Origin of the sequence: Chryseobacterium sp. Leaf404 (assembly GCF_001424145.1) — a bacterium.
In the GTDB taxonomy this organism is placed as follows: domain Bacteria; phylum Bacteroidota; class Bacteroidia; order Flavobacteriales; family Weeksellaceae; genus Chryseobacterium.
Genome location: NZ_LMQM01000012.1, coordinates 244,601 through 267,810, shown reverse-complemented (window position 1 = coordinate 267,810; position 23,210 = coordinate 244,601). Strand labels below are relative to the sequence as shown.

The 23,210-nt window shown below is 37.4% G+C and carries 21 protein-coding genes; 8 read left to right on the top strand and 13 right to left on the bottom strand.

Annotated elements, in window-relative coordinates; translation table 11 throughout:
* Positions 1-29: 29 nt before the first annotated feature.
* The 4 genes from ASG31_RS12810 to ASG31_RS12795 all read right to left on the bottom strand — a co-directional run bounded on the left by ASG31_RS12810 (position 30) and on the right by ASG31_RS12795 (position 3,383).
* Positions 30-653, bottom strand: coding sequence for a murein L,D-transpeptidase catalytic domain-containing protein (locus ASG31_RS12810; protein ID WP_117585855.1), 624 nt, complete (start codon positions 651-653; stop codon positions 30-32).
* 83 nt (positions 654-736) lie between these two features.
* Entirely contained in the window at positions 737-1,375 is a 639-nt protein-coding gene (locus ASG31_RS12805) for a hypothetical protein (RefSeq protein ID WP_056033174.1), read from the bottom strand.
* 257 nt (positions 1,376-1,632) lie between these two features.
* Complete coding sequence (locus ASG31_RS12800) at positions 1,633-2,478, bottom strand: ABC transporter permease (RefSeq protein ID WP_056033170.1); 846 nt, start codon at positions 2,476-2,478, stop codon at positions 1,633-1,635.
* 2 nt (positions 2,479-2,480) lie between these two features.
* Positions 2,481-3,383: an ABC transporter ATP-binding protein gene (locus ASG31_RS12795; protein WP_056033167.1), complete on the bottom strand. Its 903-nt coding sequence runs from the start codon at positions 3,381-3,383 to the stop codon at positions 2,481-2,483.
* A 259-nt stretch (positions 3,384-3,642) separates the two neighbouring features.
* Here ASG31_RS12795 and ASG31_RS12790 point away from each other — a divergent pair, with 259 nt between their 5' ends.
* The 4 genes from ASG31_RS12790 (at position 3,643) to ASG31_RS12775 (ending at position 8,752) form a co-directional block, all read left to right on the top strand.
* Positions 3,643-4,998 (top strand): AAA family ATPase, encoded by a 1,356-nt coding sequence (locus ASG31_RS12790; RefSeq protein WP_056033164.1) that lies wholly within the window; start codon positions 3,643-3,645, stop codon positions 4,996-4,998.
* 556 nt (positions 4,999-5,554) lie between these two features.
* Positions 5,555-6,514, top strand: a complete 960-nt coding sequence (locus tag ASG31_RS12785; RefSeq protein WP_056033161.1) for a T9SS type A sorting domain-containing protein — start codon at positions 5,555-5,557, stop codon at positions 6,512-6,514.
* 312 nt (positions 6,515-6,826) lie between these two features.
* Entirely contained in the window at positions 6,827-7,939 is a 1,113-nt protein-coding gene (prfB, locus tag ASG31_RS12780; protein ID WP_056033157.1) for a peptide chain release factor 2, read from the top strand.
* 87 nt (positions 7,940-8,026) lie between these two features.
* Positions 8,027-8,752 carry a DedA family protein gene (locus ASG31_RS12775; protein ID WP_082504551.1) on the top strand — a complete coding sequence of 242 codons (726 nt, stop codon included), beginning with the start codon at positions 8,027-8,029 and terminating at the stop codon, positions 8,750-8,752.
* A 138-nt stretch (positions 8,753-8,890) separates the two neighbouring features.
* On the opposite strand, the gene ASG31_RS12770 is transcribed toward ASG31_RS12775, so the two are convergent.
* Together ASG31_RS12770 and ASG31_RS12765 are read right to left on the bottom strand one after the other, a co-directional pair.
* Entirely contained in the window at positions 8,891-9,754 is an 864-nt protein-coding gene (locus ASG31_RS12770) for an alpha/beta hydrolase (protein WP_056033154.1), read from the bottom strand.
* A gap of 27 nt (positions 9,755-9,781) precedes the next feature.
* Positions 9,782-10,150, bottom strand: a complete 369-nt coding sequence (locus tag ASG31_RS12765; protein WP_131725552.1) for a hypothetical protein — start codon at positions 10,148-10,150, stop codon at positions 9,782-9,784.
* Positions 10,151-10,339: 189 nt separating this feature from the next.
* On the opposite strand from ASG31_RS12765, the gene ASG31_RS12760 reads away from it, so the two are divergent.
* Both ASG31_RS12760 and ASG31_RS12755 read left to right on the top strand, forming a co-directional pair.
* The gene (locus ASG31_RS12760; RefSeq protein ID WP_056033148.1) at positions 10,340-11,224 is read left to right on the top strand and encodes a DUF808 domain-containing protein; all 885 of its coding nucleotides are present in this window, start codon (positions 10,340-10,342) and stop codon (positions 11,222-11,224) included.
* Between the two features lie 76 nt (positions 11,225-11,300).
* Positions 11,301-12,227 carry an acyltransferase family protein gene (locus ASG31_RS12755; protein WP_056033145.1) on the top strand — a complete coding sequence of 309 codons (927 nt, stop codon included), beginning with the start codon at positions 11,301-11,303 and terminating at the stop codon, positions 12,225-12,227.
* A gap of 112 nt (positions 12,228-12,339) precedes the next feature.
* Here the strand turns inward: ASG31_RS12755 and dnaJ are convergent, their stop codons facing one another.
* The 6 genes from dnaJ to proS form a co-directional block, all read right to left on the bottom strand.
* On the bottom strand, positions 12,340-13,461 hold the full coding sequence (gene dnaJ, locus ASG31_RS12750) for a molecular chaperone DnaJ (RefSeq protein WP_056033141.1): 1,122 nt from the start codon (positions 13,459-13,461) through the stop codon (positions 12,340-12,342).
* Positions 13,462-13,558: 97 nt separating this feature from the next.
* The gene (locus ASG31_RS12745; protein ID WP_056034002.1) at positions 13,559-14,095 is read right to left on the bottom strand and encodes a nucleotide exchange factor GrpE; all 537 of its coding nucleotides are present in this window, start codon (positions 14,093-14,095) and stop codon (positions 13,559-13,561) included.
* A gap of 515 nt (positions 14,096-14,610) precedes the next feature.
* Positions 14,611-15,945: an Nramp family divalent metal transporter gene (locus tag ASG31_RS12740; RefSeq protein WP_056033138.1), complete on the bottom strand. Its 1,335-nt coding sequence runs from the start codon at positions 15,943-15,945 to the stop codon at positions 14,611-14,613.
* Between the two features lie 115 nt (positions 15,946-16,060).
* Positions 16,061-17,359 carry an OmpA family protein gene (locus tag ASG31_RS12735; RefSeq protein WP_056033999.1) on the bottom strand — a complete coding sequence of 433 codons (1,299 nt, stop codon included), beginning with the start codon at positions 17,357-17,359 and terminating at the stop codon, positions 16,061-16,063.
* A 249-nt stretch (positions 17,360-17,608) separates the two neighbouring features.
* Complete coding sequence (locus ASG31_RS12730; protein ID WP_056033135.1) at positions 17,609-17,986, bottom strand: hypothetical protein; 378 nt, start codon at positions 17,984-17,986, stop codon at positions 17,609-17,611.
* Between the two features lie 113 nt (positions 17,987-18,099).
* A complete protein-coding gene (gene proS, locus ASG31_RS12725) occupies positions 18,100-19,575 on the bottom strand; it encodes a proline--tRNA ligase (RefSeq protein ID WP_056033132.1) in 1,476 nt (491 codons plus the stop codon).
* 147 nt (positions 19,576-19,722) lie between these two features.
* Between proS and ASG31_RS12720 the strand changes: the two genes are divergently transcribed.
* Positions 19,723-20,814 carry a prolyl-tRNA synthetase gene (locus tag ASG31_RS12720; RefSeq protein ID WP_082504550.1) on the top strand — a complete coding sequence of 364 codons (1,092 nt, stop codon included), beginning with the start codon at positions 19,723-19,725 and terminating at the stop codon, positions 20,812-20,814.
* A gap of 53 nt (positions 20,815-20,867) precedes the next feature.
* Positions 20,868-22,244, top strand: coding sequence for an OmpP1/FadL family transporter (locus ASG31_RS12715; RefSeq protein ID WP_082504580.1), 1,377 nt, complete (start codon positions 20,868-20,870; stop codon positions 22,242-22,244).
* A 145-nt stretch (positions 22,245-22,389) separates the two neighbouring features.
* Here the strand turns inward: ASG31_RS12715 and ASG31_RS12710 are convergent, their stop codons facing one another.
* Positions 22,390-23,106, bottom strand: coding sequence for a ZIP family metal transporter (locus ASG31_RS12710; RefSeq protein ID WP_056033126.1), 717 nt, complete (start codon positions 23,104-23,106; stop codon positions 22,390-22,392).
* Positions 23,107-23,210: the final 104 nt, after the last annotated feature.

The following is a 23,210-nucleotide window of genomic DNA, read 5'->3' as shown; positions in this document are numbered from 1 at the left end:
GGTTAGAGATCGCCGCGAGGCGGTCTTTTTTATTGATAAATCCACATCAAAACAGGTTTTGAAGAAGTTTTCAGAAGTGGATCTACTGCTCTAAAAGCATTATTGGAAAGAGTAGGACAACCCCAACCTTCCGGTGAGCCTTTAGGAAAAATCTCTTCATCGCTCATTCTTTCCCATGAATGGAAAACAATAACTCTTTTCAGCGCATTACTGTTGGTATTTTCAAGGCCCTGCATGAGATATTTTGTTTTGACACCCCATTCGCTTGCACCCCGTGCGCCGATTCTGTATTTTCCGAGAGATGAAAGATGACTTCCATCCACATTGCTAAATTCCGGACTATCTTTAGACTCACCTGAACTCCAGTTATTGCTTCCGCAACCATGTCCGACCAAATGTTTTTGGGTTATTTTTTCAGCTTTAAAATCATATACAAAAAATCTTTTCACGCCGGAATGCAGGCTCATATCAATCAAAATTGCAAAATCTGTATTGAATTTATTTTTCTCACAGAAATCCAATGCTTCCTGTGCTTTTTTGTGGTTTTTTGCTGAATCTAAAACGGGTTTTTCTTCCCTCTCATCATTTTCAAAAGCGACAGGCAGTCCCGTTTTTTCCTGAGATTTGGAGCAGGAAATAATACAAAAAATCATTATTGCATTAATGAAAGTTTTTAGCCAAAATTTTTTCCGCATTACTTAATATGATTTTAAATGGAATTTTTGATGTATAAAGTTTAAAATGTTTGAAACCTTTCTTTAATGGAAAACATCGAGAGGTTCAGAAATATCAGAAAAGAAAAAAATAATATGAGTCCTTCTTTCGGCAGTTTTTGAAACTGGCTTGAAACTTCTTTATAAAAATTTGACTGACCTTCAGATTCTTCAAAAAAATTCTGTGTTCCACAAATCAAAAAATCATCTATTTTTTCGGCGTTAGGATCAATGTAAAGATGTGGAGCGAAAATATGATAGGTTTTTTCGGCATCAAATCCATACATTTCTTGTTTTGAAATTTCTAAAGCATCTAAAACAGTAATTATATCCTGTAGGTTGTTTTGATCACTGAGAGAAAATTCAATTCCGGTTTCTTTTTTATTGTTTTGCTGAATTTTTTTTAGTTCTGAAACATAATAATTCTGATTTTCAAATGCCTTTCCCGGAGAAACTATGATTTTGTTATAGTTCCAGTCTCTGAAAGGTTCAAAAGTCATCGATAAGTTGCTGGAATCTTTTTCAATTTTTGCGGGAAGTCTTATTGACTTTGCAAAAATATTTATTTCATTAAATTTCCTATTCCCGAAATACCAGAATAATAATGGGATTATTGCAGCACTTATAAGCCCGGGAAAATAAGATATTTTCTTCCTTTTCATTTTTTAAAGTTAAAAAAAAACAGAAAGATTTTAAATTAAAAAGTGATCCGTAAAGAATCACTTTTTAATTTATTTGAGATTTAATATCGATTTGAAATTTGAGATTTGAAGTTTGAAATTGAGTAAGAATAAAGTTGTCGCTCCTACGGAGCTTCGCTTCATTTGTTGTTACTTTTCTACACAGGTTCTGCTTCTCCGAAGCATTAAGTAAAATTCTGAATTACGCATTGAACCTCTGCCTTAGCTTTAACCAAACCCTACCAATCTCTCTTCTTTAAAATCACATAAGACCCACCGATAAAAATTACACACCAAACGATGCAGGCAATTAAACTTTCTGTCGGATAGGTAAATTCGTATTTCAGATTCATCATTTTTGCCATGTTGGTTCTTACCATCGGATTGGGAATTAAACTCGACATACTTTCCAAAGGAAAAAGTTTACTGATGAAAAAGTCATTCTGTAAAATTTTCATGCGTTCAGCGGCTTGCGTACCGGCAACTTTAGTATAAGTTTCAATTCCGCCAAGAATACCTTCTGCCACCCAGATGCCAAAAAAAGCAAGGAAAACAAAGATGGATTTTCTGAGTAATATGGATAAAAACATCAGAAAACAGAAAAATGTAAACAGTTTCAGGAAATAATTTCCAATGAAAAATATTTCTTTGTAAATCAAAGCTGAATCTGTTGTGTTTGAATAACGGTATCCCAAAAACAGGGTGATTGCAAAAACAAGAATTGTAGAAATCAAGGTAAAAATACCGATAGTCAAAAGTTTTGAACCAATAAATTCTTCTCTGCTTAAACCGTCAATCGTATTTTGTTTAAACATTCTGTTGCTGAATTCCTGACAGATTGAAAAGACAATAATCAACCCTAAAAATATTTTCAGCAAGGCAACAGTCCAGGTTGTAAAATTCCACACTCCGGGGAAATTATACATTCCCTGTTCTTTAAGATTGATAGTAGTTCCGAAAACTTTCACGTCAATCAAACCGATACACAGAAAAATAACCAGTATCGCAAAATACATAATTGTAAAAACCTTAAACGGAGTATAATTCAGATTTTTGTAGTATTCTAATTTTAATAGTTTAGTCATGATTATTTAGTGTTTTTTACAAGTTCAAGGAATTGAGTTTCAAGCGATAGTTTTTTCTTGTTGAGATGAGAAAGGTAAATGCCTTTTTCTGCAAGATTTTGGTTAAGCATTGAAGCCGAAACCGAAGCATCGTCACGAACGTGAGCTTTTACAAATTCCCCTTCAGTCTGAACCGAACTGAACCAGTTTAAAGACTCCAGCGCCTGTGAAAGTGCAGAATTGTTGTCAGCTTTCAGTTCAAAAAACCCTTTATTGCTGGTCATTTCATCCACTCTTCCTCCGTAGATGGCGGTTCCCTGTTTCAAAACAATCACGTGGCTGCATATTTTTTCGATTTCATCCAAAAGGTGACTTGCGATAATGATCGTGATTCCCTGTTTTGCAATGGTCGAAATAATTTCTCTGATTTGGATAATACCTTCAGGATCAAGTCCGTTGGTGGGTTCATCCAAAATTAAAACTTCAGGATTGTTGAGCAGTGAAGAAGCAATTGAAAGACGCTGTTTCATTCCCAGGGAATACGTTTTAAAAGCATCTTTTTTTCTTTCCAAAAGCCCTACTGTTGCCAAAACTTCATCAATTCGGCTGTGAGGAGTTCCTTTAATTTCAGCTACGATTTTAAGATTTTTTTCAGCACTCAGATATGGATAAAAATTGGGCTGTTCGATGATGGCACCGATTCTTTTTAGCGTTTCCGGATCTGTTCCTTTTTTTCCAAACCAATACCATTCACCAGAAGTGGGATTGATGGTGGAAAGAAGCATTCCGAAAGTGGTAGACTTTCCGCTTCCGTTGGGACCAAGAAGGCCGTAAACGTTGCCTCTTTCAACATCAAAAGAAATTCCGTTCACAACGACTCTTTTGAATTTTTTTGTCAGATTTTTTACTGATAAAACTTTTTCCATGTTTGTTTTGCTTTACGTTTAAATAGTAGAACAATTCACGGGTTTGTTACAAAGGGAGTAAAAGAATTTGGTGAGGAGGGAAGAGGGTAGCGCGGAGATGGAAGATTGGAGATGAAAGAAGGAAGTGGGAAGATGGAAGCGGGAAAGAGAAAGATTGGAAAAATTTTAGATGATATATTTTCTAAAAGTCGAACTTTGAATCTCAAATCTCAAATCTCAAATCTAAATTTTGCAAAAGCAAAATTTAGTATATTTGAATATGAAGCTTACAGAACTTGCCCACGAACTCAACATATCTCCGGAAGCTATTAAAAGATTTATTCAGGATTTCGATCTTGAGCTTGGAGAATGCATTTCTACTAATTTTGAAGTAAAAGATGATTTTGAAAAATTTGCCTGCGAAAATTCAGATTTTCTGCGTCAGTATGAGAAAGATTTAGATGAAAACAAATCGGCAAAAGAAATTGCGGAAAACATAAAACAACCCGAAGACAAAGTAGAACAGATTATAAAAGAAAATCAGAACAATATCTTTGATAATGGTTTTTTCAGATCATCGGTTTCAAGTTTTGGGGTTGATCAGAAACTGGGCGGAAATTATCAGTTTGTCTACAATTATTTTGGTAATAAAACCAGTCTGCAACAGCGTGATTTCATTGGTTACCGGGATTTATTCTTTTATATTTCAGGAGTTTTGGAGCCGTTTCTCAATCCGCAGCAAATTAAAGACTGGGGAATTCACAAGCCTGTGGGAATTATTCTCTACGGACCTCCCGGCAGCGGCAAGATTTTCTGGGGGAACAAAATCGCTGAAATCATTGGTTATAAATTTAAAGAAATCAAAAAGCATTACCTTTCAAACACTTTGGTAGACGGTAATCAGACCACATTCAATGATTTTATTTCAAACATTCTGAAAGACGGGAAAGCAGCTCTTTTTCTTGAAGATTTTGATGAAATTATGATGGAAAGAAATGCCGAAAACAGCGTTGCCACCTGCAATCTTGAAACTCAGGAAGTTATTTTGCATCAAATCAGCAAGTTTGCCTCTTCAGATATTTTAATGTTAGGCTCGGCCAATTCTGTTTCTGACATCGATGAAGAAATTCTGGCGCCGGGAAGATTTGATGTTCTCGTTCCGGTTTTCCCTCCAAATGCATCCGAGAGAGCTGAAATTATTCTCTATTCCATGCTCAAAGGTCTTGATGGAGATTCTTTATTATTTAAAATTTTAAAAAACAATAAAGCGGATAAAATTCCTTTCTGGCACAGCGTTTCAGCGCAGATGAAGACGTTCAGCAATACGATGATTATTGATTTCAGTCAGAGTTTGAAAAAGCGAATTAAAAATCTTTATCAGAAAACAAGAAATGAAAAACTGGTTATTGATAAGAATCTCATCAACGGCGCTCTGCGTGAGGCTGCATCCAAACTCACTCCGGAATATCTTAATCAGGTCGCACAATTCCTCAATGATGCTGTAATCAATAATTTCGAAGATTTTCAGTTTAGAATTAAAGCTTTAAAAGCAGAACTTGATTCCTACAAAGCTGTGGAAGAACCACGACGCGCGATTGGTTTTCAGCATAATGGTGGAGAGAATAAAGAGGTTTGATGGATTAAATTATGAGTTTTGGAGAATTTTCAGATTCCCTGAATTAATTTAATTCGGATGATTTGTTTCAAAACTATATTTTCATAACCTAAAACAGAATAATTGTCTCTCTACGTTGTAATTCACACAGCTTAAAATATTCTTAATTCTTTGTAAAAATGATGGTCAATTTGCCATCATTTTTTTGTGCTTAATTGCTTTTAAATTTTTGTAAACATCGAAAATCAATAATTTCATTGTGATCGTAATTGACAGAGTTGATGCATTCTCTGTTATAAAAAAGTGACTTCTGTTACACAAAAATATGAGTTTTAAACCTTCAGAGTATGAAATGAGTATCTGAAGTACCACGTTTACAACTGTTTTCCACTACATTTGTTTGTCGTCTATTTCTTTTTATAGTGAATACTTATTTTTCGGTAAAATGATTTTTATGGTGTGTACTTCATATTATTTTAATCTTTTACGTATTTAAATTAATGTAATCTTTTTAAATGTATAAAGTTTTTATAATGAAGAAATGGCTGGCAACAAAAATTAACCTAATACATTAACTATGAAAAAACAACTCCTATCTCTTGGTTTGGTTTTGGCTTTTGCCGCTGTAACTGCTCAAACCTATCAAACACTATCTCTGTCTGGTTTCAATGCTGATGTTATTGCCAACGGAACCGGCCCTGCATCTTCTTCTACCAATGCAAGTCTGGATAAACCAACAGACAATTATGCATACATGTCTAAAGACTACAAACTTACCGCCTCGTCAGCAGCACTCACCTACGGTCTGCCGGAAACAGGATTAATCACTTCCGCTGCTGCGGGAACTACCGGATTAACCTATCAATTAGCTTCTTACAACGCAAATAATTCTTTGAGGCTTCCCAACGCCAATGATACAGGAACTCTCACTCTGGCAACTCCCGGATCTGCAAGTATGCTTTATGTCTTAGCGGTAAGCGGAAGCGGACCTTCTACCGGCGATATCACAGTAAATTTTGCAGATTCTACCACTCAGGTTTTTGCCAATACCAATTTTCAGGATTGGTATGATGGGAGCAGCTTTGCTATTCAGGGGATTGGTCGAATAAACAGATCTTCGAATGGTCTTGAAAATGGTGGCGGTACAAACCCGAGGATTTACCAGATTCCTCTGGCTATCTCTGCCGCAAATCAGTCTAAGGTGATTACTTCTGTTACAGTAAAAAAAACTTCTGCCGATGTTACCGTGATTAATGTATTTGCCATCTCTGCTCAAGGACTTGTATTGTCTGTTTCAGATGCGAAGGCAGACAAGAAATCAGCAATTTATCCAAATCCATTTACAGATTTAATCAATTTTGATGATAGTAAAGATTTAGCTTCAGTAAGCGTTGTAGATTTTACAGGACGTACTTTGATTAAAGATATTCAGCCTCAGTCTCAGCTTAATCTTTCTTCCCTTGAAAAAGGAACTTATACTGTTATTTTAAAATTTAAAAACGGAACACAGACTTCAAAGAAAGTCATTAAAAAATAATTTTTTGAAAGAAATCTCTTTGGTTTGATAGCCTGTTTAAAAATGATTAGAAAACAAATTTTCAGCTCATTTTTTATTCCCCAACACTCAAGGGTAGAAAAATGTCTTGAAAATTTCATCAAAATAACTCCTGCGTCATCCTGAGCTGGTTGAAAGAGGGTCCGGGGAAATTAATTTTGATGAAATTTAAACAGGTTCTCAGAATCATTAAATCCATCTTGAAATCAGACCTCATAATCTTTTGGGGTCTGATTTTTTATTCAAAATCTTCTCTATTTTATCCGTAAATTTGCAGTTCAAATTTTTAATGTTTTGATCAATAACGACCAGATAAAAGACACACAGGCAAGAATAGAAGATCTCAGAAAATATCTTCAGATCGATAAAAAGAAAATCGAAATTTTTAACGACGACGAAAAAACGGCTGCACCGGAGTTTTGGGACAATCCTAAAACTGCAGAAGCCTTCCTGAAACAGCTTCGTTCAAAGAAAAAATGGGTGGAAGCTTACGAAGAGATCAATACTCAGTTTGAAGATCTTCAGGTTTTAATGGAATTTGCCAGAGAAGATCCCGATTCTGAAAAGGAACTCGACGAAACATTTCCTCTACTCATAGAAAAAATCGAAGATCTGGAGTTTAAAAATATGCTTTCAAACGAAGGAGACGAGCTTTCGGCTGTTCTTCAAATCACTGCTGGAGCCGGTGGTACAGAAAGTTGCGACTGGGCTGCGATGTTGATGAGAATGTACACGATGTGGGCAGAAAAACAAGGCTACAAAATACGCGAACTGAATTACCAGGAAGGTGACGTAGCGGGCGTGAAAACAGTTACTCTCGAGATTGAAGGAGAATTTGCTTTTGGCTACCTCCGTGGTGAAAATGGGGTTCACCGTTTGGTAAGAATTTCACCATTTGATTCTAATGCAAAACGTCATACAAGTTTCGTTTCTGTCTATGTTTATCCGCTTGTGGATGACACAATTGAAATCAACATCAATCCTGCTGATATTTCATTTGAAACGATGAGATCCTCAGGAGCCGGAGGTCAGAATGTTAATAAGGTTGAAACGGCAGTCCGTCTCCGACATGCACCAACAGGAATTATCATCGAAAACTCAGAATCACGTTCCCAACTTCAGAATAAGGAAAAAGCAATGCAGCTTTTAAAGTCCAGACTATATGAAATGGAACTTGAAGAAAGACTAAAAGCGCGGAATGAAATTGAAGCCAATAAAATGAAAATCGAGTGGGGAAGCCAGATCAGAAATTACGTGATGCACCCTTATAAACTGGTGAAAGATGTACGTTCTGGTCACGAAACGTCGGACGTTGACGGTACGATGAACGGTAATCTCACACCATTTTTAAAAGCATTTTTGATGGCCGACGGTACAGCAGTTTCAGACGACGATCTCCACCTGTAACAAATCAGGTTTACATTTACGTTAAAATATGCTAATATGTTTTCAGCATAATATTATTAAGCTTATTTTTGTTCATCATCAATATATATGGAATACAATAGCTGGAGAGATTTATTAAATCCCGAATTTTACATCAACATGGGTGGATTCTGGGTAATCTTATTCATTATTTTTGCCGAAACAGGCTTGTTTGTAGGGTTTTTTCTGCCCGGAGATTCACTTCTTTTCGTTTCCGGAATTTATGCCGTAGACATTATTTCTAAAACATTCGGTTCTACAGGAAGTGACTTTTTAGACACTACTTTGCTGGCCTCCGCTGTTGCATTTGCAGCAATCGTTGGTAATCAGGTTGGATATTGGTTTGGAAGCAAAACAGGACCGGCTTTGTATAAAAAACAGGATACTTTTCTGTTTAAAAAGAAATATCTTTATCAGGCACATGATTTCTTTGAAAAAAACGGAGCATTAGCTGTAATTATGGCGAGATTTTTACCGGTGGTGAGAACATTTATGCCGATTGTTGCGGGTATTGTGAGCATGGATAAAAAAGCTTTCCTGAGAGATAACATCATCGGAGGAGTACTCTGGTCATTCAGTTTGATTTTTGCAGGACATTATCTGGATAAACTTTTTATGGATCAGTTTGGAATTAATCTGAAAGAAAAACTGGAGTTCATCATCATCATCATCGTTTTGGTAACGACAGTTCCGGTAATTCTGAAATTCGTTTTCGGAGCACCAAAAGGAAATCCTATTGTGGAAGATGAGGTTCTGGAAGAATTAATTGATAAAGAACAAGACAAAAAAAAATAAAATATTGACCTGCTCCGGCAGGTTTTTTTTGTTTTAAGGTTAAGGTTACGAACTTTAGTTTTTTTTCGATAAGCGTTAAAACATTTTTTTAATATTTCATCCATCATCCATCATCCATCATCCATCATTCATTACACATTACTCATTCCTAATCCACTTCAAAATATTCGGATAAATAATGCTGTCTCTTTTAGTTTTATTAAAAAATCTGGGCGCGTGACCTGTGTTTTCCATGAAAACCAGTTTGTGTGGAATGTTCTTTTCGGTTAAAACCGAATCTAAAGCCAATCCTTGTTTTTGATTAACCAGGAAATCCGTATTTCCCTGAAATAAGAGGGTAGGAACTGACGAAACATTCGCAATCGGACTTGCTGTTTTGAATTCCTCAGAAAGATTTTTTCTTGTAAATTTGGTTCCCACCATTTTCTGAATACTTCCAGAAGTATATTTCGAGTAAAATGATTTTAAATATTCATCAGAAAAAAAATCTGTTGGTCCGCTTAAAGAAATTATTTTTTTAATTCTCTGAGGATTTTTATAACCGTAGAGTAGAGCCAGATGCCCACCCGCACTTTCGCCCAAAAGAATGTAATTATCGGGCAGCAGTTCTGATTTTTCTGAAAGGGAATTAAACTTTTCAATCGCCAAATCAATATCCTCAAGCTGTTCGCGGTAGGTAATTCCTTTTTTTACCAAACGGTAATTCATATTAACACTCGGAATATTATTGGCAAAAAGCATTTTCTGGATTTGAATCATGTGCTCTTTTCTGCCATATTTCCATGCTCCGCCATGAACAATCAGTACAACCGGAGCATCTTGCGGGTAATCGGCTGGTAAGAAAACATCCATTTTCTGGCGTTTGTCTTCGCCGTATTTCAGATTGTAAACCTTTTGAGAATTATTCCCAACCCAAACCCTGTATTTTGAATTACATGAATTTAAAAAAAAGCCTGCCAATCCTAAAACAAAATAGTGGTAATTGAGAATCAGCTTTTTCATAGAGTAAAGGTAAGAAGAAAAAGAGTTTTACTTTAAAGTTTTAAAGTGATTTTTGTGGTCTGTCAGAAATTCTTTCGGAAAGTGAATCCATCCTGACATATACTCGCAATCTAAGTTTATTAACGTCTGCTTTATAACTTTGTTATTTTCCTTTAGTTCAATTGAATATCCGTATCCGCACGGCTGAATGTCGGATTTATATTTGAAAATCCATTGTAGTTGAATTTTCAGCAGAGTAGTTGGATCATCGATATAAAAATTTTTAAAATTATCAATAGCTACACCATCAATGTTATAAAAATCCAATCTGTATCTTCCTGAACTCAAATCATAATTTTCAAAAAATGAAATGGGTTCGGTTAATTTTTCTCTGCATGATGAAAGTAATGCTGACATTATTATTGCAATCAGAACTTTTAAATATGATTTCCTTAAATGAACTTTCATAGAATTGTAAATATAGAGTTGTATCAATGTTAAAAATTATTCAGACTAACGAAATTTAAAACTAATCAAAAATGAAATTAAAACATTATTTTTGCCTTGGTTTAATTTTAACAAACCTTAAAAATAAATTAAAAAAATATGGCTTCAGGCTTTTTTGCGCTTCTTGACGATGTTGCAGCTTTAATGGATGATGTGGCGGTAACCACTAAAATAGCAACGAAAAAAACTGCCGGAATTTTAGGCGATGATCTTGCCGTAAATGCCGAGAAAGCTACAGGATTTATGTCCTCAAGAGAAATTCCTGTTCTTTGGGCAATTACCAAAGGTTCTTTTTTAAATAAAATAATTATTCTTCCGATTGTATTTCTGCTGAATTGGCTTTATCAGCCTGCAATCAACTATATTTTAATTGTAGGAGCAATGTATCTGGCTTTTGAGGGTGTTGAGAAAATTATTGAGTTTCTTTTTCACCGGAAAAAGGAAGGGCATGAAGTCATAGAAGAAAGGGAAGCCGATACGCAGTCTGCCGAGGAAATTGAAAAAGCAAAGGTGAAATCTGCGGTTACTACAGATTTTATTCTTTCACTGGAAATTGTAATCATCGCTTTGGGAACTGTGTTGGAAGAAAGCCATCCTTTCATCACTCAAATCCTGGTAACAAGCCTTGTGGCAATAGTTGCAACCGTGGGTGTCTACGGAATTGTAGCTTTAATTGTAAGAATGGATGATGCCGGTTTCAAATTAATCAAAAAAAGTAACGGAAAAGGTTTTGCGTCAAAATTAGGACAGTTTTTGGTAGATGCGTTGCCATGGGTAATCAAATCGTTAGGAGTAATCGGAACAATAGCTTTAATCATGGTTGCCGGAGAGATTTTTGCCCATAGAATTGAATATCTTCATCACATTTTACCTGACTGGAATGCGACTTTGAAACAGGTAGTCTTCGGTCTTGCTGGCGGATTGATCGGTGTGGCTTTATTCACTGTTGGAAAAAAAGCATACAGCCTTGTTTCCGGAAAATAGAAACGGATTAATTAAAAAATTTAAAGGTTTACGAAGATGTTTTTGAACGGTTTTCGTAAACTTTTTTAGTTAAAAAATGAGAAGTTTAGCGATAGATCTTTTGAAAATTGTGCTCGCCCTGTTTGTGGTCGGGTTGCACATTTATTTTCTCAGAGATTCTTATCCAACGCTCAGCTATCTGCTTGTGAATGGGCTCTTCCGATTGGGAGTTCCGGTTTTTTTGATTATTACAGGCTATTATTTTTCCTTCGTTAATGATTTTTCTAAACTGAAAAAATGGCTTTTCAGAATTTTCATTTTGTATACAATCTGGACGGTCATCTATATTCCGCTCTGGAAGGAAGGTGACGCAGCCTCCAATATTGTTTTTGGTTATCACCATTTATGGTATCTCAACGGAACTTTGATTGCAGGAATTCTTCTGTTTTTTCTCAGAAATAAAAGCCCGAAACTTCTCATTTCATTGATTTTTATTTTCTTCCTCTGTGGTTACACAATTCAGTATTTAGGAAACTCCCATTTTTTCGAAGGCGAAACGAATCAGCTCTTCAACCGTTACCCGATGTACCGAAACTTTCTTTTCGACTGCTTCCCGTTTTTAACCATTGGTTTTCTAATTAAAAAATACGAATGGGATGTGAAAAGAAATCCGTCGCTCTGGCTGGTTTTGCTTTCAGTTTCCTCTGTCGTTGCGGAAGCGTTCGTCAATATTCAAATCTTAAAACTTCCGAAAAAAGAAAGTGTTGATCTCTTATTTTCCCTGTTGATAGCTTGTCCTTTGGTTTTTATTTACTTTAAAAACTTAAAATGTAAAACAGATTCAAAAATTTTGGCGAGCATTTCTACGGCGATCTATTTTATCCATCCTTTGCTGATGTTTTACGTTTATAAATCCCAGAATCTGTGGGTGCTGAAATATGATGATTTCATTTTTATAAGTTCTCTCATTATTTCAAGTTTTATTGTAGTTTTTCTAAACCGGAAACTGAAGTATTTGCTTTAACATCTGATAAGAAATATCTGAACAGTAAGTCAGGCAGCTTCAGCATTTTCAAAACAAATCGTAAGTTTTGGATATAAAAAAAGAGGCCTTAAAAAAAGCCTCTTGAAATATTTTAGTTGAAAAGATCTTTTACCTTATCAAAGAAAGATTTTTCTTTTCCTGATGGTTCGGCTTCCATTTCGCCGCTGCTCATCATTTTTTCGAAGAAATCTTTTTGTTCTTTATTCAGTTTTTGTGGTGTCCATACGTTGATGTGAATAAACATATCACCTTTTCCATAGCTGTCTATGCTTGGTAAACCTTTTCCTGCCAATCTCAGAATTTTACCGGACTGTGTTCCTGCATCGATTGTAATTTTCACTTTTCCGCCAACTGTCGGTACCTCTTTTTTAGTTCCCAAAGCCGCTTCCGCATAAGAAATGTACAGCTCCTGGTGAAGATTGTCACCTTCTCTTTTGATCACCTGATCTACTTCTTCCTCTACAATCACCAAAAGATCACCCGGAACTCCGCCAAACGGTGCATCATTACCTTTACCTCGTACATTCAGCTGGATTCCGTCTCTGGCTCCTGCAGGAATATTGATTGAGATTTCTTCTTCATCCTTGATCAAACCCTGTGCATTGGCTCCTGCAGGAATTTTATCGGCAACTTTCCCGATTCCCTGGCAGGTTCCGCAGGTTGTCTGCGTCTGCATCTGTCCGAACATCGTGTTCATCACTTTCATCTGAACTCCCTGTCCACCGCACGTAGGGCAAGTTTTTGAAGTAGCACCTTCTGCCATCTTCATTTTCTTTACTTTGATGGTTTTCTGCGTTCCGTTCACCATTTCTTCAAGATTCAGCTTGATTCTGATTCTTAAATTAGAACCTTTCACCTGCTGACGGCCACCGCCGCCACCGCCAAATCCTCCGAAACCACCCCCACCGAAAATATCTCCAAACTGGCTGAAGATATCTTCCATGTTCATTCCGCCACCGAAACCGCCACCGCCGAAACCGCCAGCACCGCCCATTCCGGCATGTCCGTACTGGTCATAGCGTGCTTTTTTGTTGTCGTCGCTCAGCACTTCGTAGGCTTCTGCAGCTTCCTTAAATTTTTCCTCAGCTTCTTTATCACCCGGATTTTTATCAGGGTGATATTTGATCGCCATTTTACGGTATGCTTTCTTTATCTCGTCGGCCGATGCAGATTTGCTGATCTCAAGAACCTCGTAATAATCTCTTTTTGACATCTCTTTTTATAATTGATTATTGATAAATGATAAAAGATATTTAAATTAAAAGATGAGTATATTATCAATTATCACTCATCATTTATCATTCATTAAATTAGTTACCTGTTACTACTTTTGCGAATCTGATTACCTTATCACCTAAGGTATAACCTGTTTCGATTACGTCAACAATTTTTCCTTTCAAATCTTCAGACGGTGCAGGGATTTGAGTAATTGCCTCGTGATAATCTACGTTAAAAGCATCTCCAGCTCTCACCTCCATAGCTTTAAGGCCTTTCTCTACCAGTTTGTTTTTAAATTTGTTGTAAATTAATTCAACACCCTGAAGGTCAGATTCATTTCCGTTTTTAGCAATTTCTTTAATTGCTCTTTCAAAATCATCCAAAACTCCAAGCATAGAAACCATCATTTCCTGATTGGCGTACTGGAAGAATTCCATTTTTTCTCTGGAAGTTCTTTTTTTGTAATTTTCAAATTCAGCATAAAGACGAACATAACGATCTTTTTCCTGTGCCAAAACTTCCTCAGCTGTTGGCTCTACTGTCACATTTTCTTCAGCCACGTTTTCGCCCTGAACCTTTACTTCTTCCTGTTGATTGATGTTTTCTTCGTTGATATCCTGATTTTCCATAATTTCAATAACTTTAGAAGGTTTTTTGACAAACATTCTGCCAAAGAAAAAAAACGGACAATTAGGCAGAAGTAAGAAGCGCCAGGTCAAAAGTAAAATGAGCCAAGTTTAAAAAAATACTGTTTAAATCATGATTGTTTTTCTTGGTCTCGAATTTAGTCTTCACCTAAATTGAGTCCCCAAATCCCAAACACCGTATAACGTACAATGCAGATTGAACCTCGCACCCCCGCACCCTGAATCCCGAATCCCGAATCTCAAATTTTCAGGAGCTTTTCCGGCTATCCGCTGTATCTTTTTTGCGGCGGTCTCCATTTCATTCCGTCCGCCACAAAAAAGGATGCCGCTTCTATCCGGGCTAGTTTTCGCAGAACCAGGTAAAAAGTAAAAAGAACGAGGTAAAAAGAGCCAGGTAAAATGAGCTAAATAAAAAGTAGAATGACAACTTTATTAAAGTTTATATAAATCAATCATCAATCAAAATTTATTAATTACCTATTACTCATTACCCATTACTACACCCCCGTAAACGTCTGATATAAAAGATAAATATTCAGAACAACGATGATGAAAGCAATAATCCAGACGCAGGCTTTCATAAAAGGTTTGTTGGCAAATTCTCCCATTTTAGCTTTGTCATTGGTAAACATCACCAAGGGAATTACTGCAAAGCTCAGCTGCATAGACAGAATTACTTGGCTTAAGACCAGGAGATCTGTAGTTCCTTTTTCACCGTAAAGAATTGCCACAATTAACGCTGGAATTACCGCAATAAGTCTTGTGATAAGGCGTCTCAACCAGGGTTTTAATCTGATATTCAGAAAGCCTTCCATTACGATCTGTCCCGCAAGAGTACCCGTTAAAGTTGAATTCTGTCCGGAAGCCAAAAGTGCAACAGCAAAAACAATACTTGCCATCGAAGCTCCTAAAATCGGAGTCAGCATTTTGTACGCATCGTGAATATCGGCAACATCTTTGTTTCCGCTTGTATGGAAAGTTGCAGCAGCCAAAATAAGAATAGCAGCATTGATGAAAAAGGCCAAAATCAAAGAAACTGAAGAATCCAGGGTTGCATATTTTATCGCTTCCTTTTTTCCCTCTCTTGTTCTGTCGTAATCGCGGGTCTGTACAATACTGCTGTGTAGATAGAGGTTGTGGGGCATCACTGTTGCACCGAGAATTCCAATCGCGATATATAGCATCGCAGGGTTTGCTATAATTTCTTTTTTAGGAATTAAGTTGCCAAAAATCTCAGTCAAAGCAGGCTTAGAAATAATCAGCTCGTAAACGAAACATCCTAAAATAATAAAGATGAGCCCGCCCACAATACTTTCGATCCATCTGAAACCCTTTGCCTGAAGTAAAAGAATGATCAGGACATCAACCGTAGTAATCACAATTCCCCACGTAAGCGGAATTCCAAAAAGAAGGTTTAAAGCAATGGCTGAACCGATAACTTCTGCCAAATCACATGCAGCGATGGCAATTTCGCACAAAATCCATAATATAAAGTTGGTAGTTGGGCTGTAGTGGTCGCGGCAGGCCTGTGCCAAATCTCTTTCCGCCACAACGCCCAGTTTTACAGAAAGATGCTGCAAAACCATCGCAAATATATTAGATATAAGAATTACAGACAGTAAAGTATAACCAAACTGAGCGCCTCCGGCAATATCAGTAGCCCAGTTCCCGGGATCCATGTAACCCACAGCGACCATCAGACCAGGGCCGGCAAACGCAAGATATTTCCTCCAGAAACTCCCATTTTTTGGGATTTTTACGGAAGCATAAACTTCAGGGAGTGAATGCATGGTTTTTTCTTTTCGCCACGCATCTTTTATCTTTAAATTCATAATTGTTAGAAATGACTAACAAATGTAATTAAAACTATATTAACTTCATCATTTTTAAGCACAAAAAATCCCGGATTTTGTCTCCGGGATTCTATTTTTATTAATTCTAAAGAATTTATTTTGCGAATCTTATAGCCATTTTTCGGTCTGCTGCTCTTTCTTCATTTGAAGCTTCTTTTGCTACCGTCGCAAATTTGCTTCCGTAACCTTCAGCACCTAAAATCTGAGCTCCTACTCCTGCCTTATCTAAAGCTGATTTTATGAAATTTGCTCTTGCAGTGGAAAGTCTTATGTTATCAGCTTCCACACCTGTTTTATCTGTGTATCCGCCAATTTTAATTTTCGCATCCGGGAATGCCTTTAAAATAGCAACTAAATTATCAATCTGACCTTGTGAACCAGCCTCCAATTCTGTAGAAGAACCAATTTTGAAGTTTACATGATCAAAACTGTACCAGGTATCCTTTAAAGCTGCATCGTCTGCTGCTGAAGCATAAGAACCTGCCTTAAGGAAAGAAATCATCTGATCTTCCATACCGCCTTTGTAACCCATTAGTGATGTCCCATTTAAATCGATGCTTTCGTCTGTGCGAGTTTCAGATGGAGCATTCATTGTGTCGTTTGAATTGCTTACAACCGTATCAGATTTCACTCCTGTAGAATCATTGGTGGTAGTTGTAACGGTTGTTTCTTTCTTTTCACACTGTTTCCATACAAAAAAAGCAGCTGCAAGCAATAATAAAAGAGGTAAAAGCCACTTCCAGATAGATCCTCCTTCGTTATTGTTATTTCTGTCTGGGAAAGTGCCGCTGTCTGCCACGCTTCTCGTTACTTCAGCATGGGGCTCGGGTTTCGGTGGTGTAGTTGCCGGGTTTTCATTTCCTTCGAAACCATAACCTTTCGCCCAGTTTCCAAGATTTAATGAAGCTAAAGAAAGACCTGCAGGTAATAATCCTGAAACCAAACCTTTCTGATCATTCAGTAAATTTGAAATCCCTGATCTGTCCAGGTTTTGTTCCTGAGCATATTGTGCTACAGATCCGGCGGTAGCTCCTGTTACCAAATTTAAAAGCGATTCCGCGGAATTTGAGCTTATTCCCGCATAAGTAGCGACAGAGTTTATAAGGGTAGAAAGTTTATCACCGAAAATACTCTTCAAAAGAGTGGTAATCCAACTGCTTCCCTGAACATTTCCGCTAAGATCAGCAGCAGAATTTACTGAACCTGCTCCTGTGATGGCATCCAGAACGGAGGGGTTATCAGAATTGTTCGCAAGACCACCCAAAACAGCAGGTAAAAGACCACTTACTGCCTTTGATATTCCAGATTCGCTTTCTCCCAGTTGCTGGGCAGTTTGTGATGTAAAAGCCGGTCCGAGCTGGCCTTTAATAAGATCGATTAAGTTAATTGACATAATTTTATAGTTTATATTAATGTATTTTAAAATTAATAAAAAATTTTCCAATAAATTATTAAATCGTGAAAAAAAATGATTTTTCACTGAATATTAATGTGTTCTAAAGTCTATTTGATAATAGTTTCCATTTGAGATTTATTGATAATTCCTTGTAGATAAGGGATTCGAAGGTGAAATATATTACATTTTAAATTGAATAATTTCTAAAAAAAAGTTTTCATTTGAAAATTATTTAATTATTTAAAACTACTTTTTCCCGGAATATAATGCCCAGGCAATTAAAATGGGTTGCATAAAGAGTCTGGCAAATCGTCTTTTGTCAGTATTTAAAGAAAAAGCGTCTCTCCTGTTGATATATTGGGAAACATTTCCCGGGAAAACTGCTGCGAAAAATGTTCCTGCAAAAATTCCTGCAGGCTTCTGGTATTTTTTCGGTGCCAGAATTAAGCCAGCTCCCAAAGCTATCTCTGCTGTGCCTGAATAGATAACGGTGTCGTCTTTTTTCAGTGGAACCCAATCCGGGACTTGTGCCTGAAATTCTTTTCTTGCAAATGTTAAATGTGCAATTCCAGCTGCTACGAGCATTCCACCCAGAGCAATCTGTGCTATTTTTTGATTTTCCATAATAATTATTGTTGTGGTGTACTTGAAAAATCAACTTCGATACCAAAACATCAAATAGTATGAACAAAAAAAAGACCGCCAGTGCGATCTTTAATTATATTCTTATTTAAATTTTAGTAGGCTTTAGCAAACAAAACTCTTCTGGCAGACGGTTTTCCTGAAACCATTGAAAAACCTTCCTCTACATCACCTTCTAAAGGAATACAGCGAATTGTGGCTTTGGTTTCTTCCTTAATCTGCTCTTCCTCTTCAGCGGTACCGTCCCAGTGGGCATAGATGAAACCGCCTTTTTCTTCTAAAACTTTTTTAAATTCGTCGTAAGAATCCACTTTGGTAATGTTTTCTTTTCTGAAATTTAAAGCTTTTTCATACATATCTTTCTGAATTGTTCCCAAAAGATTTTCAATGTAAGAATCTAAACCTTCAATAGAAATGGTTTCTTTGGTCAAATTATCTCTTCTGGCGATTTCTACAGAATTATTTTCAAGGTCTCTCGGTCCCATTGCAATTCTGATTGGAACACCTTTTAGCTCATATTCTGCAAATTTCCAGCCTGGCTTGTTTTGAGTGTCGTTATCAAATTTTACAGAAATTCCTTTCGCTTTCAGTTTATTCTGGATATCCAATGCTACCTCACTGATTTGTGCCAGCTGTTCTTCGCCTTTAAAAATAGGAACAATAACCACCTGGATCGGAGCAAGCGTTGGCGGTAGAACCAGTCCGAAATCATCAGAATGCGTCATAATCAAGGCACCCATCAATCTTGTAGAAGTTCCCCAGGAAGTTGCCCAGGCGTGTTCAATTTTCCCTTCTTTGTTAGTGAATTTTACATCAAAAGCTTTAGCGAAATTCTGTCCTAAAAAGTGCGACGTTCCTGCCTGAAGAGCTTTTCCGTCCTGCATTAACGCCTCAATACAATATGTTTCATCGGCTCCTGCAAATCTTTCAGAAGGTGTTTTAATTCCTTGCACCACAGGCATAGACATAAAATTTTCTGCAAAATCTGCATACACTTTATTCATCTTTTCTGCTTCTTCTACAGCCTCATCTTTTGTGGCATGAGCGGTATGGCCTTCCTGCCACAGAAATTCTGAGGTTCTCAAAAACAGTCTCGTTCTCATTTCCCAGCGTACCACATTAGCCCACTGATTAATTAAAATAGGAAGGTCTCTGTAAGATTGTATCCATCCTTTGTAAGTGTTCCAGATAATGGCTTCTGAGGTAGGGCGTACAATAAGTTCCTCTTCAAGTTTAGCTTCCGGATCCACAATAAGTTTTCCCGGATTGTCTGGGTCGTTTTTAAGTCTGTAATGGGTTACCACTGCACACTCTTTAGCAAAACCTTCCGCATTTTTTTCTTCAGCTTCGAACAGGCTTTTGGGCACGAAAAGAGGAAAGTATGCATTTACGTGACCGGTTTCTTTGAACTTTTTGTCCATCTCGTCACGCATTTTTTCCCAGATTGCATAGCCGTATGGTTTGATAACCATTGAACCTCTCACCCCAGAGTTCTCTGCTAAGTCTGCTTTTACCACCAGCTCATTATACCATTTGCTGTAATCTTCGCTTCTTGAAGTTAGTTTTGCCATTAATATTTTTTTACTATTTTAACTTTTTGAATATTATGTAATCTAAAAATAAAAATCTATTTTTGATAGATTTTTGTAACCAACAGTGTTGGTATATTTTTGGTACAAAATGCAAATATAATTTAAATAAAAAATTTTTACGTCATCATGAAAAGAAATATACATAAAAATTTACTTGGGATTCTAAGGTCAAAAGGTATTTTGGCAGTTTCAAGTGGGTTGCTTCTCGTTTCCTGCGGTGCACAGATGGGGGGCTACAGCGAGACAGACGGGGTTTATTATGATCCCAGCAAAGATACTTTACCTGAGGGCGTTATCGTAAATGATAGCGGAAATAGGGTAGGAGAATACTACGATTATTATCAGCAAGATAATACAACCATTCAAAATGCTCAGGCCAACAACCAGGAGCAAAATAATCTTTACAACACCTGGAATACAAACAATAACCAGGGAGCAACAGATTCTGACTGGGGAATTTATGCCGGCAACGAAACCAATTACTACGACAACTCGTGGGGTTGGGGAGGCTGGGGCGGACCTTGGGGAATGTATGGTGGCTACGGCGGTTGGGGCTATGGTGGCGGCTGGGGCATGGGAATGTCTTTCGGCTGGGGCTGGGGTAACAACTGGGGTTGGGGCTACAGTCCATGGGGTTGGAACAATGGCTGGAGCTGGGGTTCTGGCTGGGGAATGGGGATGTATAACCCTTACTGGGGCTGGGGCGGCTATCCTTACGGAGGCTGGGGTGCAGGTTACTACGGAGGTGGTTACTATGCTCCTTACAACAGAAGAAGTGCGGCCAGCGGTTATGGATTTACCAACAGAAATTCTAATATTGTAAGCAGAAATACTGCTCCAGGATACGGATTCAGAAATTCCGCGAGTTCGGGATTCAGAAATTCAAGCAATTCCGGTTTCAGAAATTCAGGCAATGCAGGATTTAGAAATCAGGGAAATTCAGGTTTTAGAAACAATACAGGTACAAGACCTCAATCTGGCTACAACAGACCACAACAGGGTGGTTTCAGAAACAACAGCGGTACGAGACCAAATTATAACAACCAATCTCAGCCACGATATAACAATCAGAATAACGGAGGTTTCAGAAATGATACTGCGCCTAGATCAAATGGTGGATGGACTTCACCTGGCAACAGCGGTGGAGGATTCAGAGGCGGCGGTTCTACCGGCGGCGGCGGCGGATTCAGATCCGGCGGTTTCCGTGGTGGAAGATAATATAATCTAAACTTATTCTAAAAATAATAATGTTAAAAAAATCTTTAGTTATTATGAGCATCTCTGCTGCCTTCTTTTTGCAGGCGCAGGATGTTTCAGTAATCAGAAATACACTTGATGTATACTCGAATTCTCAAATTGGCGGTTCTGCAAAGTTTAATGCAATGGGAGGGTCTAACGGCGCTTTGGGAGGTGATGCAAACGCATTACTGACTAACCCTGCAGGTTTGGGAGTTGCGATTTCCGGAGAGGTTTCCGGTACTCTATCTGTGATGTCGAATAAAAATACATCTTCTTCGGCAGGTTCTTCTTTCGGATATAAAGTAAATAATGCAGACCTTGGAAATGTAGGAGGAGTAATGACTTTCCAGCTGATGACAGAAAGCGCATGGAAATTTGTAAACATCGGGGTGAACTTTTCAAATCAGTCTCTTGACAATTATATAGAAACTCCGGGAAACAGCAATTTGGTATACGATTTTGATGCTACCAACAGTGCATCTTTAGCGAGACACGCGTATGACAGATACGGAACTTTGTCTAAAACAAGTTTTGGTGTTGGTGCAAACTATAACCACAGTCTTTACATAGGTATGGGGCTCAATTTTTCCAATGTTTCGCTTGATCAGTCTGATACCGCGGCTTTTCAGTCTTTACAGAATGGAAGTTTAGATTATTTCAGCAAGCAGAATACACCCTATTTTGAAAGATCATCCGGTTTTTCTGCATCATTAGGAGTTATTGGAAAACTTGGCCGTAATTTCAGATTAGGTGCATCAGTTGAGACTCCAACGTTTTGGGATATGGACAGAAGCTATAACTTCTACAACGATCCGCAGCTTGGAGATGATTATGCAGTTGAAAACCGAAGACTTACTTCGCCAATGAAAGCGACAGTGAGTGCGGCATTTGTTGCAAATAAAAACTTCTCAATTAACGTTGACGGTACTTTAGGTATAACTAAGCCCACTTATAAAGAATTTGGCGGAGCAGAAGTGCAGTTGAATGATTTTTTTGAGCAGAATCAAAAAACAATGGCTGAATTGAAGGTGGGAGCAGAATACAGAGTGAAGCAGCTGAGACTTCGGGGAGGGTATGCGTACACTACAAGTCCGTTCGATGCGCTTACTGTAAGCCGTTTTGCAAATAATGGTGATGTTGCAGATCAAACATATAACAATACGATTCTGAGCGACAGAAATGCTCTGTCATTTGGTTTAGGATACGACTTTAAATCATTTTATATTGACGCCACTTATCAGAATATCAGTTCAAAATTCAACAATCCTTTTTTATACGGTGTAGTTGATGCAGGTATTGAAGATGGATATTATTCTCCAAGCCGCCTGGTTGGCAGTTCGGCTTACGTAGTTTCAGATGTGAAAAACGTGATCAATAATTTTTATCTTACTTTCGGCTGGAAGTTTTAATTTGGTCAAAGTTTAAATAACAGAAAGCTCCGCAGAATTTTTTGCGGAGCTTTTTTATGTTCAAAATATTTTATGAATGATTCAATTTTAAACTTACCGGATAAAAAACTGTCTGAAAATTTATCACTTGTTCACAGAATAAAACCTAATGATGATGATCGTGGCTGTGGAAAGTGTGCATCAGAAGCGCTAATGCTACACCTACGATTACCAGTCCGATTTTTGACCAGTTGATGTTATGGTTTTTATTACTTTCAAAAATAATTACAGATGAAATATGAAGGAAGATTCCGCCAACGATTGCCAGAAAGTAAGGTTGCCATTCCGGATTGAAATACTTCCCTAAAAACATTCCGAAAGGTGAGGCTAAAGCAAAAAGTGCGACAATCAACATTGATGGGTAAGAAACTTTTGAACCTTTCCTGTTAAACAAAAATGCTCCCAAAATAAAGGAAATGGGAAGGTTATGAAAAACAATACCCATTAAATATGGAGAAAAGGGATTTGCCTCGTTTGCCAAAGGAATTCCTTCGATAAATGCATGAATAAAAAGGCCAATCATCAATGCCATCGGAAGGATATTGTTCTCACCATGGTGATGAAAGTGACCATGCTCAAAACCTTTTGTTAAAGCTTCCAGAATCATCTGCAGCAATACACCGCCAATCACAAAAACCCCCAGATTGATGCCGGATTCATTATGATGATGGTAAACCTCAGGGAAAACTTCGTTGAGGCAGATGGTAATTAAAAATCCTGCGCTTAAAATCAAAAGATTTTTCGAAAACTTTTCTTTCTCGCCGAAAAATTTACCAAGAAAAACTCCTGAAATTACACTTAATATTAATAGAAAAACAATCATTACTAAATTTGATTCTTACACTGATTTTTTACAAAATTGTCGCTCCTCCGGAGCTTCCTGTATTGAAGATGTCAATATCCTACAAAGTTTTGACCCGCTGAGGT

Coding starts and splice junctions, on each gene's coding strand:
- ASG31_RS12810 (WP_117585855.1), bottom strand. CDS start 653: ATGATTTTTTGTATTATTTCCTGCTCCAAATCTCAGGAAAAAACGGGA.
- ASG31_RS12805 (WP_056033174.1), bottom strand. CDS start 1,375: ATGAAAAGGAAGAAAATATCTTATTTTCCCGGGCTTATAAGTGCTGCA.
- ASG31_RS12800 (WP_056033170.1), bottom strand. CDS start 2,478: ATGACTAAACTATTAAAATTAGAATACTACAAAAATCTGAATTATACT.
- ASG31_RS12795 (WP_056033167.1), bottom strand. CDS start 3,383: ATGGAAAAAGTTTTATCAGTAAAAAATCTGACAAAAAAATTCAAAAGA.
- ASG31_RS12790 (WP_056033164.1), top strand. CDS start 3,643: ATGAAGCTTACAGAACTTGCCCACGAACTCAACATATCTCCGGAAGCT.
- ASG31_RS12785 (WP_056033161.1), top strand. CDS start 5,555: ATGAAAAAACAACTCCTATCTCTTGGTTTGGTTTTGGCTTTTGCCGCT.
- ASG31_RS12775 (WP_082504551.1), top strand. CDS start 8,027: ATGGAATACAATAGCTGGAGAGATTTATTAAATCCCGAATTTTACATC.
- ASG31_RS12770 (WP_056033154.1), bottom strand. CDS start 9,754: ATGAAAAAGCTGATTCTCAATTACCACTATTTTGTTTTAGGATTGGCA.
- ASG31_RS12765 (WP_131725552.1), bottom strand. CDS start 10,150: ATGTCAGCATTACTTTCATCATGCAGAGAAAAATTAACCGAACCCATT.
- ASG31_RS12760 (WP_056033148.1), top strand. CDS start 10,340: ATGGCTTCAGGCTTTTTTGCGCTTCTTGACGATGTTGCAGCTTTAATG.
- ASG31_RS12755 (WP_056033145.1), top strand. CDS start 11,301: ATGAGAAGTTTAGCGATAGATCTTTTGAAAATTGTGCTCGCCCTGTTT.
- dnaJ (WP_056033141.1), bottom strand. CDS start 13,461: ATGTCAAAAAGAGATTATTACGAGGTTCTTGAGATCAGCAAATCTGCA.
- ASG31_RS12745 (WP_056034002.1), bottom strand. CDS start 14,095: ATGGAAAATCAGGATATCAACGAAGAAAACATCAATCAACAGGAAGAA.
- ASG31_RS12740 (WP_056033138.1), bottom strand. CDS start 15,945: ATGAATTTAAAGATAAAAGATGCGTGGCGAAAAGAAAAAACCATGCAT.
- ASG31_RS12735 (WP_056033999.1), bottom strand. CDS start 17,359: ATGTCAATTAACTTAATCGATCTTATTAAAGGCCAGCTCGGACCGGCT.
- ASG31_RS12730 (WP_056033135.1), bottom strand. CDS start 17,986: ATGGAAAATCAAAAAATAGCACAGATTGCTCTGGGTGGAATGCTCGTA.
- proS (WP_056033132.1), bottom strand. CDS start 19,575: ATGGCAAAACTAACTTCAAGAAGCGAAGATTACAGCAAATGGTATAAT.
- ASG31_RS12720 (WP_082504550.1), top strand. CDS start 19,723: ATGAAAAGAAATATACATAAAAATTTACTTGGGATTCTAAGGTCAAAA.
- ASG31_RS12715 (WP_082504580.1), top strand. CDS start 20,868: ATGAGCATCTCTGCTGCCTTCTTTTTGCAGGCGCAGGATGTTTCAGTA.
- ASG31_RS12710 (WP_056033126.1), bottom strand. CDS start 23,106: ATGATTGTTTTTCTATTAATATTAAGTGTAATTTCAGGAGTTTTTCTT.